This window comes from Streptomyces sp. NPDC047525, from assembly GCF_040643025.1.
Taxonomy (GTDB): Bacteria; Actinomycetota; Actinomycetes; order Streptomycetales; family Streptomycetaceae; genus Streptomyces; species Streptomyces durmitorensis.
Genome location: NZ_JBEYTL010000005.1, coordinates 212800 through 225881, shown reverse-complemented (window position 1 = coordinate 225881; position 13082 = coordinate 212800). Strand labels below are relative to the sequence as shown.

The window sequence follows — 13082 nt, the reverse complement described above, 5'->3', positions numbered from 1 at the left end:
ACGTCCCCGAGCGAGCGATCGGGCCACCTCGCGCGTCACAGTCAGGAAAGCCGACGAGCCGAGGGGGACACACATGGGGACCCGGAAGATACGGCAGGGGTTGCTGGCCGTGGTCATGGCGGGCGGGCTGTTGCTCACCGGATGCAGCAGTGGCGGGAACACGGACCGGGCCGTCGACGGCAGCGGCAAGGAGCGGCGCGGCACCGCGCCGATGCCCGCGCCGCCCGCCCCCGACGGGCAGCGGGAGGGCAGTCAACAGGACGGCAAGGAGCGTGACTTCGCGCCGCCCGCGGACTACCTCTCCACCTTCGCCCTGGACGTGGACACCGCCTCCTACGGCTTCGCCCGCCGCACCCTGGCGGAGGGCAGGCTGCCGGACCCGGCGACCGTACGGCCCGAAGAGTTCGTCAACAGCTTCCGCCAGGACTACCCGCGCCCCGAGGGCGACGGCTTCTCGGTGAACGTGGACGGTGCCCGCACCGACGAGCGCGGCTGGTCCCTGATGCGGGTGGGGCTCGCGACCCGCGCGGACGCCTCCGACGGCGAACGCCCGCCCGCCGCCCTAACCTTCGTGATCGACGTCTCCGGTTCGATGGCGGAGCCCGGCCGCCTCGACCTGGTCAAGGAGTCGCTCGGGATCATGACCGACAAGCTGCGCGACGACGACTCCATCGCGCTCGTCACCTTCAGCGACAGCGCGGAGAAGGTGCTGCCCATGACCCGCCTCGGTGACCACCGCGGCAAGGTGCACTCGGCCATCGACGCCATGGAGCCGACCCAGTCCACCAACCTTGAGGCGGGCATCCGCACGGGGTACGACACGGCGGTGAGCGGCCGCCGCGACGGTTCGACCAACCGCGTCGTGCTTCTCTCCGACGCCCTCGCCAACACCGGCGAGACCAGCGCCGACGGCATCCTGGAGCGCATCTCCGACGCCCGCCGCGAACACGGCATCACGCTCTTCGGGGTGGGCGTCGGCAGCGACTACGGGGACGCGCTGATGGAGCGCCTCGCCGACAAGGGCGATGGCCACACCACCTATGTGTCGGACAGCGAGGAGGCCAGGAAGGTCTTCTGCGAGCAGCTCCCCGCCAACATCGAGCTGCGCGCCCGCGACGCCAAGGCGCAGGTCGCCTTCGACCCGCAGACCGTCAAGCAGTTCCGGCTCATCGGGTACGAGAACCGCGAGGTCGCCGACGACGACTTCCGCGACGACAGCGTGGACGGCGGCGAGGTCGGGCCGGGACACACCGTGACCGCGCTGTATGCCGTGCGGATGAGGCCCGGCACCAGCGGGCACGTGGCGACCGCCAACGTCCGCTGGCTCGACCCCGACAGCCGCGACCCGCACGAGGAGTCGAACGAGATCGAGTCGGGTGACCTGGACGGCGGCCTGTGGGACGCGGGCCGCGGGCTGCGGACCGCGGCGGTCGCCGCGTACTTCGCGGACGCGCTGCGGCAGGGGACCTACGCGCAGAGCGAGCCCGGCGACCCGGCGGTGCGGCCCGGCACGGGCACGGGCACGACGACCAACGCCCCCGGGCCGATGTCCACCTCCACCGGGTCCGACGGGTCCACGGGATCCACCGCCTGGCAGCCCCTCCCCGGCGCACCCTCGCTGGCCGATCTGGCAAGGAGCGCCGAGGAGTTGTCGTCGGACGAGGACAAGTCCCTGCGCGACCTCGCGACCGCCGTCCGGCAGGCGGACCGCCTGACCGGCGGATACGGGGACGGCGGAGGCGGGGGAGAGGACGAGGGCGAGATCAGGACGGGCTGAGCGCCTTCGGCTGCCGGTTCGGCTGCCGGGCGCCGCACAGCTCCCGCTCGGCCCGCACCGGATCGTTCGGGAAGCGGAACGACGTCCGCTCCCACGCCCCGGTGACATTGCGCAGGAACCTGCCCGGCGTCATCGGATCCCGCGTCGCCGCCCGCAGCTCGGCGAGCGGCCCGCAGCCGAGTGCCCGGCGTGCGGCGGCGACGCCCGCCGGGTCGAGGCCATCGGGGAGAGGGCCGTGGCCCCGGTCGGCGAAGATCCAGGTGTCCGGGAGCCGCTTGTCGTGGCCCACACGGCCGTCGGCGATGCGCTCGGAGTGGGCGGCCAGCGGGTAGGCGAGGCCGATCGGGTCCAGGGCGGCTCCGTCCAGGGGGACCACCGTGCCGCTGAAGCCGAGGGTGCTGTAGACGCCGGTGACGGTGGGGGAGTTGGCGCCGGCCGGGGTCCTCCCGAGGAACAGGCTCGGTGTGCCCGCGCGGTCGGCTTCGCGTACGAGACGTGCGTAGGTGACGTTGCTCGGGTAGCCCGCGAAGTCGTGGTGGAGGGGGTGGGGGGCCGCGTTCTGCTGGACGTACACCCCGCGCTCGTCCGCGACGCCGCCGGGCCCGATCCGCCCCTCGTAGGGAATCCGCAGCAAGCTCGCGCAGGCCACGGCCCAGATCCCGACGCCCACCGCCGCGATGGCCCACGCGCGCGTGAGCGGCACCAGGAAGACCGGCAGGAGCATGAGAAGGAGACCCGGCAGGAACATCCGGCCGTGCATGAAGTCGCCGCCCACCTTGATGACGTAGACCCAACAGAGGAGCCCTGCGACGACGGGCGCGAGCGCCGGGACCAGGGGAGCGGCGGCGCGCCGCCCCGCCGCCGACGGCAGCAGGGCCGTGAGCAGGAACAGCGCGGGCACCCAGAGGAAATAGGGCCCGGAGAAGTCCCCGAGATAGTCGAAGCCGCGCCCCCACAGGCTCTGCGAGGCCTCCTTGGTCACACCGGGCAGCGGCATCAGCTGCCCGTAGTACCCGACCCGGAAGATCTCGTACGCGACCGGCAGCGCGAGGGCGGCTCCGAGCCCGCCGAGAGCGGCCCGCCGCGAGGGCCGCACCATCAGCCACTGGGCGCCGAGGAAGACGGCGGACACGAGCGCCAGGTCGGGCCGGACGAGAGGGCCGAGCCCGATGACCACACACGTGGCGGGCGAGGGCGCCCGCGTCACGAGCAGCAGCCAGGCCCCCGCGATCCAGCACGTGGCGAGGCCGGTCTCCAGGCCGGAGGTGGCGAAGTCCCAGACGGGCGGCAGCGCGAGCAGCACGAGACAGCCGAGGGGCAGGGCGGCCCTGTCCGCGTACAGCCGCAGCGCCCCGAGCGAGGCGAGGGCGAACCCGGCGGCGGTGAGCAGCAGCCCGCCGTACATCGCCGCCCTCGCGATGTCGAGGCCCGGCAGCCCCGCGAGCACGAGCAGCCACTGCCAGAGGGTGCCGGTGGACGACTCGGCGCGCTCGCCCGCGTTGAAGACGGGGCCGTTGCCGGCCAGGATCTGCCGGACCGTGCGGACGTAGATGTGCCCGTCGTCGGACATCCAGCGGCGGTGGAACCCGGCGACGGCGATGGCGAGGGCCGGGAGCAGACAGAGGACGCCGCGCCGAAGGCTTCGTCCGGCGCTGCGTCGGCTGTTGAGCAGCCCGAGGACGGCGTCGGGCTCGCGGAGGGAGAGTTGCGTCGACGTCATGATCTTTTCATCGGTGCCGGTCAGTACGGGCTTGAGGGATTCTCAGCCCGTCCGGCGTTTGAGGACGAACTCGGCGAAGCCGGTGATCGACGGTACGCGGAGCTCCGGCGCGGCGATGCCCCTAGCGGATCTGCCGCCCCGAGATCGCCCTGGCGATCACAAGCCGCTGGATCTCACTCGTCCCCTCGAAGATCGTGTAGATCTTCGCGTCCCGGTACATCCGCTCCACCGGATGCTCCCTGCTGTACCCGGCGCCCCCGAGCACCTGCACCGCCTTCTCGGTCGCCGAAACGGCCAGCTCTCCGGCCCGCAGCTTCGACATCGAGCCCTGCCCCGCGTCGAACGCCTTGTCGTTCCGCGCCATCCACGACGCCTGCCAGATCAGGAGTCGCACCGCCTCGATCTCGGTCCGCAGATCGGCCAGCGCGAAGGCGATGGACTGGTTCTCGATGATGGGGCGGCCGAAGGCGACCCGGGAGCCCGCGTAGTCGAGCGCGTACTCGTACGCGGCCCGCGCGATGCCGAGGGCCTGCGCCCCCACGGTCGGCCTGCTCACCTCGAAGGTCGCCATCGCCGCCTGTCCGCGGCCCCCGGAACCGGCCTTCGTCCCCTCGCGGGCCCGCGCGAGCCGGGCGTCGAGCCGCTCCTTGCCGCCGAGCAGGCAGTGCCCCGGCACGCGTACGTCGTCCAGGAACACATCCGCGGTGTGCGAGGCCCGCAGCCCCAACTTCCTTATCTTCTTGGCCCCTTCGAGGCCCCGCATGCCGGGCGGCACGATGAACGCCGCCTGCCCCCGCGAGCCGAGGGCCGGGTCGACGGACGCGACCACCACATGGACGTCGGCGATGCCGCCGTTCGTGATCCACGCCTTCTGGCCGGACAGGGTCCATTCGTCGCGCGCCTCGTCGTACGTCGCGCGCGTCCGCATCGCCGACACGTCCGAGCCCGCGTCGGGCTCGGAGACGCAGAACGCCGCGACCTTGGGCTCGTCCTCGTCGCCGAAGCACTGCGGCACCCACTCGGCGAGCTGGTCGGGCGTGCCCGCCGAGAAGATCCCGGCCACCGCGAGCGACGTACCGAACAGGGCCATCCCGATGCCCGCGTCGCCCCAGAACAGCTCTTCGTTGGCGATCTGGAGCGAGAGTCCTGTCGGGTCGCCGAACAGGTCGGCCAGGGACTCGAATCCGTACAGGCCGATCTTCGCGGCCTCCTGGATGACGGGCCAGGGAGTCTCCTCGCGCTCGTCCCACTCGGCGGCCGCAGGCCGCACCACGTCGGCGGCGAAGCCGTGCACCCAGCCGCGCAGGTCCCGCTGTTCCTCGGTCAGTTCGAGCGAGAAGGCCATGGTGTGTTCCCTTCCTGGAGTCGGTGGGCCGGGTCGTGCCGGGTCAGGCCTTCGGGATGTCGAAGTAGCGGGTGAGACCGGCGGCGAACGCCACGTCGCCCACGATCTTGATCTTGCGCATCATGAACATCGTCACGGGGCTCGCGTTGCCGGAGACCAGCTTGAGGAACTCGGCGTCGGCCATGACGAGCGTGACGCGCGGCTCGGCGTCCGAGCGGCCCTCGCGGACGGCGCAGGTGCCCTCCTGGATGTCCGTCTCGTAGACCGCCTCGTCGACACCCGTGATCTTCCAGCGGATCAGGGCCTTGACCGTGCCCGCGGACTCAGGCTTGAACTGGCGGCCCATGCGGCCGAACACCTCTCCCAGGACGCGGGCGCGCAGCTCGCCGTCCTGGGCGATCTCGGTGATCTCCTTGCCGGACAGACCCTTCACGATCTTCGCGAACTCCTCGGGAGTGACGCTCGCGAAGTCCAGACCGGCCACACCTTCCGCACCGCCGACACCGTCCGCCATGGCAATCTCCTTACTCAACAGTAAACTTACTAAGGGGTAAGGTAGCCCCGAGTCTGGGAGGCTGCAAGGGTGACGGTCAACGGGAGAACTGAGGGACGGCGTCGGCGCGTTCCGCGCCAGGAGCGCGAGCAGCAGATCATCGATGTGGCGGTGACGGTCTTCGCCAAGCGCGGCTACCACGCCGCGTCCGTGGACGAGATCGCCGAACTCGCCGGGATCTCCAAGCCGATGGTCTATCTCTACCTGGACTCCAAGGAGGGGCTCTTCCTCGCCTGCCTGCGGCGCGAGGCCGACCGCCTGGTCGCCGCCTTCCAGGGCGCCGCGCAGGCCGGAGGCGGTGCGCCCGAACTGCGCCTGCACGCGGGCCTCTCGGCGTTCTTCGCCTTCGTCGCCGAGCACCGCGACAGCTGGATCGTCCTGCACCGCCAGGCGTCGGAGCTGAGCGAGGCGATCGCGTCCGCCGTCGCCGACGCGCGGCGCGCGGTGATGGCGCAGGTCGCCGGCCTGGTCTGGGACGGCATCGCGGAGAGCGAGGGCGGCACCCAACTGGACGACGAGGACGCCGACTTCGTCGCGCACGCGCTGGTCGGGGCCGCGGACTCGCTCACGGACTGGATGGGCGGCCATCCGGGTCAGTCGCCGGAGGGGGTCACGCTGCGGCTGATGAACATGGTGTGGGTGGGGATGGGGCGGGTCCTTGAGGGGGAGGTCTGGGTGCCGTCGCCCGAGTGAGTGCCCGGTTGTCATCAGGGTGAGCTGTCATCAGGGTGAGCCCGCCCCTCTGATTTCTTCGCTTCCCGCCCCATTGAACTTTCCCTACGCTTGAGTAAGTTGACCTCCCAGTAAGTACGCACCGCATCACCTCTGCACGACCTCTGCACGTCAGCTGGGAGCCGGGAGCCGGGAGCCGTCATGGGCGTACGCAAGGATCTGAAACGGGCGCAGCGCCACAGCGAGCTGGCGGACCGCGCCGCCGTGGAGCTCGTCCGGGACGAGCACGGCACCGTGCGCGAGGCGCGTACGCCCCGGCTCGCGGCGAAGCCCACCGCGGGCAGCACGGCCGACATCCCCTTCGCCAATGCCGCCGAGGCGCCCGACGCGGTGGTCCTGCGCCGCAAGCAGGGCGGCCAGTGGCGTCCGGTCACCGCGGCGGCCTTCGCGCGTGAAGTCACGGCGACCGCGAAGGGGTTGATCGCCGCCGGGCTCGAACCGGGCGGCCGGGTCGCGCTGATGTCCCGTACGCGGTACGAGTGGGCCGTACTGGACTTCGCGATCTGGGCGGCGGGCGGGCAGACCGTGCCCGTGTACGCGACGTCGGCGGCGGAACAGATCGAGTGGATCGTGCGGGACTCCGGCGCGACGCTGCTGATCGCGGAGACGGCGGAGAACGTCACGACGGCCGGGACGGCGGTCGGAGAGCTTGCCGCGCCGCCACGCGTCCTGTGCGTGGACGACGGTGCACTGGCCGAACTAGCCGCCCTGGGCGCCGGGTTGTCGGACGAGGAGGTGACCAAGCGGAGGTCAGCCCTCACCCCGGAATCCATCGCCACCATCTGCTACACGTCGGGCACGACCGGCAAGCCCAAGGGCTGCGTCCTCACCCACGGCAATCTGCACGCCGAGGCCGCGAACACGGTCGACCTGCTGCACCCGATCTTCAAGGAGATCACGGGCCAGGTCGCCTCCACGCTGCTCTTCCTGCCGCTCGCCCACATCCTGGGCCGCACCATACAGATCGCCTGCATGCTCGCCCGGATCGAACTCGGCCACTGCCCGAGCATCAAGCCGGACGAGCTGCGCCCCGAACTGCGCTCGTTCAGGCCGACGTTCGTGGTCGGCGTCCCGTACCTCTTCGAGAAGATCCACGACACGGGGCGCGCGACCGCGGAGAAGATCGGGCGCGGCGCGTCCTTCGACCGGGCCGAGGGCATCGCGGTGCGGTTCGGGGAGGCGTACCTGAACAAGTTCCTCGACAGGCGCGGCCCCGGCCCCTCCGTCGGCCTCTACCTCGGCTGGGCGCTGTACGAACTGCTCGTCTACCGCCGCATCCGCAAGGAGGTCGGCGGCAGGCTGCGCTACGCGATCAGCGGCGGATCGCCCCTCGACCGACGCCTCAACCTCTTCTTCTACGCCGCCGGGATCATCATCTACGAGGGGTACGGCCTGACGGAGACCACGGCCGCGGCGACCATCACGCCGCCGCTGAAGCCCCGCCCCGGCACGGTGGGTCTCCCGGTGCCGGGCACCGCCGTGCGCATCGCGGACGACGGCGAGGTGCTCATCAAGGGCGGCATCGTCTTCGGCTCGTACTGGAACAACCCGGCCGCGACGGACGCCGTGCTGCGGGACGAGTGGTTCGCGACCGGTGACCTGGGGGCGCTCGACGCCGACGGCTACCTCGCGATCACCGGACGCAAGAAGGACATCATCGTCACGTCCGGGGGCAAGAACGTCTCCCCGGCGATCCTGGAGGACCGGCTGCGCAGCCGTGCGCCGGTCGGGCAGTGCATCGTCGTCGGCGACAACCGTTCGTACGTCGGGGCGCTCATCACCCTGGATCCGGAGGCCGTCGAGCACTGGCTGGCCGTGCGCAAGCGCCCGAAGGACACTCCGCTCGCCGAACTGTGCCGCGACCCGAAGATGATCGCGGAGATCCAGAAGGCCGTGGACTATGCCAACGCGGCGGTCTCGCGGGCCGAGTCCATCCGTAAATTCTCCCTGATCGAGGGCGAGTTCACCGAGGACAACGGACTGCTCACCCCGTCGCTGAAGATCAAGCGGCATGCGGTGGCGGCGGCGTACGAGGGCGAGATCGAGGCGCTCTACGGCGAGTGAGGGGGCCGCCTGACCTGCTCCGGACCGTGCGGACGGCTCCGGTGCCCGGTACGCGGCGAGCAAGGTGGCCGCCGCGGACTTCACCAAAACCCTCGCCGGTGATCTCTCCGAGGCCGGATCCCTTCGCTGCGGAGCGCAAGAGTGTCTTCCCGCTCGGGTGGGCGAACCTGTCGGCGGGTTGGTGCATCCGGATGAATCTCACCTGAGGCCCGATCCAGATTTTTCGGAGATCGGTGCTCCGGGGATGTCGAGAACGTGTCATCGGCTCCGTCCCAGGGACATCAGCGGCCACCACCGGCCGCGCGACGCAGAAGGAGAAACCATCATGGCGATTCAGCGGATGGACAACGTCGGCATCGTCGTCGAGGACATGGATGCCGCCATCGCGTTCTTCGTGGAACTCGGGATGGAGCTGGAGGGCAGGGCGGAGGTCAAGGGCCCCGTCGCCGACCAGTGCACCGGGCTCGACGGCGTCCACTGCGACATCGCGATGGTCCGGACCCCGGACGGCCACAGCCGGCTGGAGCTGGCGAGGTACCGCAGCCCCGCGGCGACCAGCGAGGGCCCGCGCAACAAGCCGCACAACATCCTGGGCACGCACCGCGTCATGTTCGCCGTCGACGACCTCGAGGACACCGTTGCCCGCCTGCGCCCTCACGGCGCCGAAGTCATGGGCGAGATCGCCCGGTTCGAGGACAGCTATCTGCTCTGCTACGTCCGCGGCCCGGAGGGCGTCATCGTCGGCCTGGCCCAGCAACTGGGCTGACCCTGGACCTGCGGGCGGCCCGGCGCTTATGCGCCCGCTACCCGCCGCCCGCTAGGTTCCCCGGACGAAGCAAAAAGGCCCTCCCGGAGGGAGGGCCGAACAGGGATCGTGCGAAGCGCCCCCGGCAGGACTCGAACCTGCGGCCAAGCGCTTAGAAGGCGCCTGCTCTATCCACTGAGCTACGGGGGCCGGATGGTGGCCGGTGGCCTGGAGCCCGGGTGGGGACGAGCCGTGACCTTGCCGGGGACAAGGATAGGGCTCCCGGGTCCTTGTCCCTGGTGCTTCGCCTCCGAGGCGCTATGTGGAGGTTCAGTGAAGCGGTCCTGATAATCGCAGGCAGGTACGAATCCCGCATCGCTTTTGGCGTCTCACGCCCCGGGTGTTGTGCACTCGTTATGCCTGCGCCCCAGTCGCCCCTTCCGTCCCGAGTGTCCGATCGGCGCGCAGGGGTGCCCATATGCTTCAGAAAGCCGTCAAAATTGGGCATTCTTCGCATGTGGTGACCTTGGACGTACGGCCTCAACTGCTCGACGCACTCTCCGCCCTGCGCGAGCGTGTCGCCGCCGCACGCTTTCCGCTCCCCCTGGCGGGGGCGCCACGCGCGCGTGCCAACCGGGACGAGCTCCTGGCCCAGCTCGACGACTACTTGGTGCCCCGCCTGCGCGCCCCCGAAGCGCCGCTGCTCGCCGTGATCGGGGGATCGACCGGGGCAGGCAAGTCCACCCTGGTGAACTCCCTCGTGGGGCGGCAGGTCAGCGAGGCGGGAGTGCTGCGGCCGACGACCCGGACGCCGGTCCTCGTATGCCATCCGGAGGATCATCACTGGTTCGCCGGAATGCGGGTACTGCCCGACCTCACGCGCGTGTGGGTGCCTCGTCCCGAGCCCCTGGACGACGAGGACGACGAGGGCGGCGACGGGTGCGAGGATCTGCTGGCCATCGGGCCCGACGGTGAGCGTGCGCTGCGCATCGAGACCGCGGAGACCCTGCCGCAGGGGCTCGCGCTCCTGGACGCCCCCGACGTCGACTCCCTCGTCTCCGACAACCGGATCCTCGCCGCCGAGCTGATCTCCGCCGCCGACGTCTGGGTCATGGTGACCACGGCGTCCCGGTACGCGGACGCCGTGCCCTGGCACCTGCTGCGTTCCGCCAAGGAGCACGACGCCACCCTCGTCACCGTCCTCGACCGGGTGCCGCACCAGCTGGTGGCCGAGGTGTCGCGGCAGTACGGAGCGCTGCTCGCCAAGGCGGGCCTGGGCGATGTGCCGCGCTTCACGGTGCCCGAGCTGCCCGAGTCAGCGGGCGGCGGCGGGCTGCTTCCGTCCACGGCCGTCGCGCCGCTGCGGGCCTGGCTCACCCACCGGTCCCAGGAGCCCCACGCCCGCGCACAGGCCATCGCGCGGACGGCACTCGGCGTCATCCAGTCCCTCAACGTGCGGGTCCCGGAGCTCGCGGGCGCCGTCGCCACGCAGTACGCGGCCGCACTGCGGCTCACCTCCGCCGTCGACGAGGCGTACGGACACGAGCACGCGCGCGTGCGGGAGCGTCTGCAGGACGGGGCCGTCCTCGCGGGTGACGCGCTGAAGCGGTGGCGCAGCTACCCGCTGGACTGCGGCGCGGGCGAGCTCCTCGACGCCGTCTCCGAGAGCCTTGAGGCGCTGCTGCTGTGCGCGGTGACCGCCGCCGACGAGCGGATCGACGAGGCGTGGCGGCGCGAGCCCGCCGCGGCCGCCCCCGGCCTCGGCGACCGCGACCGGGACGCCGAGAGCGCCGAGCACCGCATCGGGATGGCGGTACGGCGCTGGCGGCGCGTCCTGGAGGAGTACGCCGAGGACGAGGTCCGCGGGCTCGACAGGATCGACAAGAACTTCGTGCCCGACCCCGAGGTCGTCTCCGCCCTGCTCGCCACGGCCCTGCTCGGCGGAGCCCGCGGCCGCTCGGCGGGCGAGACGCTCGCCGAGCGGATCGGCGCCCAGGGCGCGCTCCGGCTGCGGGACCGGGGCGGGCGCCTGCTCACCACCTACCTGGACAACGTCCTGGGCGCTGAGCGCGAGCGACGCCTCGCCCCCCTCGACACCCTCGACGTGAACCCCGAACCCCAGGCCGATCTGATCGCCGCGCTGTCCGTACTGCAGAAGGAGAGGTGACCGCGGTGACTGCCGTCACTGATCACACCGAGCACGAGCGTGAGCGCGAACACGGGCGCGATCGCGGACGTGAGCGCGACGAGCTTTCCGACGGGCCGCCGAAGGCGCCCGAGGGCGCCGACGGAGACGACGGCGCCCGTAGCGGCTCCGAAGGCGTCTGGGACGACGGGCTGATCGCGCGTCGGGGCGGTGCGGCTGCCGGGCGCGGTGGGGGTGCCCAGGGGGCGGCGGGCGGCGCCGACGCGTACGCCCCGGCGGGGACTCCGTCCGAGGCACCGTCCAGTACGCCATCCGGTACCTCGTCCGGTGCTTCGTCCTCGTCCGGTGTCTCCACCGCGTACGAAGGGCCCCTGCGCGCCCGTCTCGACGCCCTGCGCGAGCTCGTCGGGCTCTCCCGCACCCGGCTCGACAGCGCCACGCTCGCCGAGGCGGGGCGGGTCCTCGACGAGGCCGCGGCCCGGCGCAGGCTCTCCGGCAGGCACACCGTCGTCGCCATCGCGGGCGCCACGGGGAGCGGCAAGTCGACGCTGTTCAACGCCCTGGCCGGAGTGACGATCTCGGAGACAGGCGTGCGCAGGCCGACCACGGCGGCCCCCATCGGCTGCAGCTGGACCGACGGCGCCGCCGGGCTCCTTGACCGGCTCGGCATCCCCGGACGGCTGCGCAGGCGCCCGCTCCAGGGCCCGGACGCGGCCACGCTGGAGGGGCTCGTCCTGATCGACCTGCCCGACCACGACTCGGCGGTCGGTGAGCACCGCGCGCACGTGGACCGGATCCTCGAACTCGTCGACGCGGTCATCTGGGTCGTCGACCCCGAGAAGTACGCCGACGCGATGCTCCACGAGCGCTATCTGCGGCCGATGGCGGGCCACGCAGAGGTCACGTTCGTCGTGCTCAACCAGGTGGACCGGCTCCCGGGCGACGCCGCCGACCAGGTGCTCGACGATCTGCGGCGGCTGCTCGACGAGGACGGCATCGCCCTCGGCGAGCACGGCGAACCCGGTGCCACCGTGCTCGCCCTCTCCGCGCTGACCGGCGACGGAGTCGGTGAACTCCGCGACTCCCTCGGCCAGTTCACCAAGGAGCGGGGCGCCGCGGCCCGGCGGATCGCGGCCGACCTGGACGCCGCCGCCGACCGGCTGTGGCCCGTGTACGCGGCCGGGGCCGGGGCGAGCGGGGGCCGGGGCGGGACGCGGATCGGGCTCAGCGAAGAGGCGCGCGAGGAGTTCGCCGACCGGCTCGCGGACGCGGTGGGTGCGGCGGCCGCAGGTCAGGCCGCCGAGCGGGCCTGGCGGCGCCACGCGGGCAAGGCGTGCGGAACTCCTTGGCTACGGCTGTGGCGGTGGTACGAGGCCAAGCGCGGACCGCAGAACTTCGGCTGGCCCGTGCCGCAGGCCCCGGCGGACGAGGAGGCCACGGCCCGGCAGCGCGTCGAGCACGCGGTGCGCACGGTGGCCGACGAGGCTGCTTCCGGGCTGCCCCAGCCCTGGGGGCAGGCCGTGCGGGAGGCGGCGGTGCGCGGTGCGGAGGGGCTGCCCGAGGCGCTCGACCAGCTGACGGTGCGGGCCGGGGTGCCGGAGGGCAGGCCGCCGCGTCCCGGGTGGTGGCCGGTCGCGGTCCTCGCCCAGGCGGCGATGACGATGCTCCAAGTCGTGGGCGGGCTCTGGCTGGTGGCGCAGATCATCGGCGTCGCGGTGCCGAACCTCGGCGTGCCGGTGCTGCTGATGCTGGCGGGCATCGTGGGCGGTCCCTGCGTGGAGTGGGGGAGCCGGATGGCGGCACGGGGGCCGGCGCGGCGCTACGGCCTGGACGCGGAACGGCGGCTGCGGGAGGCGGCTGCTGGGTGCGGGCGGGCGAGGGTGCTTGATCCGGTGGCGGCGGAGTTGCTGCGGTACCGGGAGGTTCGGGAGCAGTACGTGCGGGTGACGGGGGCGGCGGTGGGCTGAACGGGGCGTTGCGCCGAGGGCCCGTTCGCGCGG

9 protein-coding genes and 1 tRNA gene are annotated in these 13082 nt (G+C 72.1%); 6 read left to right on the top strand and 4 right to left on the bottom strand.

Translation table 11 applies throughout. The features are described 5' to 3' along the window. Positions 1 to 73 precede the first annotated feature (73 nt). Positions 74 to 1777 (top strand): von Willebrand factor type A domain-containing protein, encoded by a 1704-nt coding sequence (locus ABZ833_RS16505; protein WP_361046788.1) that lies wholly within the window; start codon positions 74 to 76, stop codon positions 1775 to 1777. On the opposite strand, the gene ABZ833_RS16500 is transcribed toward ABZ833_RS16505, so the two are convergent. The 3 genes from ABZ833_RS16500 to ABZ833_RS16490 all read right to left on the bottom strand — a co-directional run bounded on the left by ABZ833_RS16500 (position 1764) and on the right by ABZ833_RS16490 (position 5356). Beyond that, complete coding sequence (locus tag ABZ833_RS16500) at positions 1764 to 3497, bottom strand: hypothetical protein (protein ID WP_361046786.1); 1734 nt, start codon at positions 3495 to 3497, stop codon at positions 1764 to 1766. The two genes, ABZ833_RS16505 and ABZ833_RS16500, sit on opposite strands and share 14 nt — an antisense overlap. A 121-nt stretch (positions 3498 to 3618) precedes the next feature. Beyond that, entirely contained in the window at positions 3619 to 4842 is a 1224-nt protein-coding gene (locus ABZ833_RS16495) for an acyl-CoA dehydrogenase family protein (RefSeq protein WP_361046784.1), read from the bottom strand. A gap of 43 nt (positions 4843 to 4885) precedes the next feature. Beyond that, on the bottom strand, positions 4886 to 5356 hold the full coding sequence (locus ABZ833_RS16490) for an SCP2 sterol-binding domain-containing protein (protein WP_361046782.1): 471 nt from the start codon (positions 5354 to 5356) through the stop codon (positions 4886 to 4888). A gap of 69 nt (positions 5357 to 5425) precedes the next feature. Between ABZ833_RS16490 and ABZ833_RS16485 the strand changes: the two genes are divergently transcribed. The 3 genes from ABZ833_RS16485 (at position 5426) to ABZ833_RS16475 (ending at position 8957) form a co-directional block, all read left to right on the top strand. Further along, positions 5426 to 6088, top strand: a complete 663-nt coding sequence (locus tag ABZ833_RS16485; protein ID WP_361046780.1) for a TetR/AcrR family transcriptional regulator — start codon at positions 5426 to 5428, stop codon at positions 6086 to 6088. Between the two features lie 180 nt (positions 6089 to 6268). Next, entirely contained in the window at positions 6269 to 8191 is a 1923-nt protein-coding gene (locus ABZ833_RS16480) for an AMP-dependent synthetase/ligase (protein ID WP_361046777.1), read from the top strand. A 325-nt stretch (positions 8192 to 8516) separates the two neighbouring features. Then, positions 8517 to 8957, top strand: coding sequence for a VOC family protein (locus tag ABZ833_RS16475; protein ID WP_361046775.1), 441 nt, complete (start codon positions 8517 to 8519; stop codon positions 8955 to 8957). Positions 8958 to 9073: 116 nt separating this feature from the next. Here the strand turns inward: ABZ833_RS16475 and ABZ833_RS16470 are convergent. Next, positions 9074 to 9146 (bottom strand) — tRNA-Arg (locus ABZ833_RS16470). A 268-nt stretch (positions 9147 to 9414) separates the two neighbouring features. Here ABZ833_RS16470 and ABZ833_RS16465 point away from each other — a divergent pair. Beyond that, complete coding sequence (locus ABZ833_RS16465; protein WP_361046772.1) at positions 9415 to 11103, top strand: dynamin family protein; 1689 nt, start codon at positions 9415 to 9417, stop codon at positions 11101 to 11103. 5 nt (positions 11104 to 11108) lie between these two features. Beyond that, entirely contained in the window at positions 11109 to 13049 is a 1941-nt protein-coding gene (locus tag ABZ833_RS16460; protein WP_361046769.1) for a GTPase, read from the top strand. The last annotated feature ends 33 nt before the right edge of the window (positions 13050 to 13082 follow it).

Excerpts from the sequence above, each read along its gene's own strand:
- ABZ833_RS16500 (WP_361046786.1), bottom strand. The coding sequence starts at position 3,497 with ATGACGTCGACGCAACTCTCCCTCCGCGAGCCCGACGCCGTCCTCGGG.
- ABZ833_RS16490 (WP_361046782.1), bottom strand. The coding sequence starts at position 5,356 with ATGGCGGACGGTGTCGGCGGTGCGGAAGGTGTGGCCGGTCTGGACTTC.
- ABZ833_RS16465 (WP_361046772.1), top strand. The coding sequence starts at position 9,415 with ATGCTTCAGAAAGCCGTCAAAATTGGGCATTCTTCGCATGTGGTGACC.
- ABZ833_RS16495 (WP_361046784.1), bottom strand. The coding sequence starts at position 4,842 with ATGGCCTTCTCGCTCGAACTGACCGAGGAACAGCGGGACCTGCGCGGC.
- ABZ833_RS16475 (WP_361046775.1), top strand. The coding sequence starts at position 8,517 with ATGGCGATTCAGCGGATGGACAACGTCGGCATCGTCGTCGAGGACATG.
- ABZ833_RS16505 (WP_361046788.1), top strand. The coding sequence starts at position 74 with ATGGGGACCCGGAAGATACGGCAGGGGTTGCTGGCCGTGGTCATGGCG.
- ABZ833_RS16480 (WP_361046777.1), top strand. The coding sequence starts at position 6,269 with ATGGGCGTACGCAAGGATCTGAAACGGGCGCAGCGCCACAGCGAGCTG.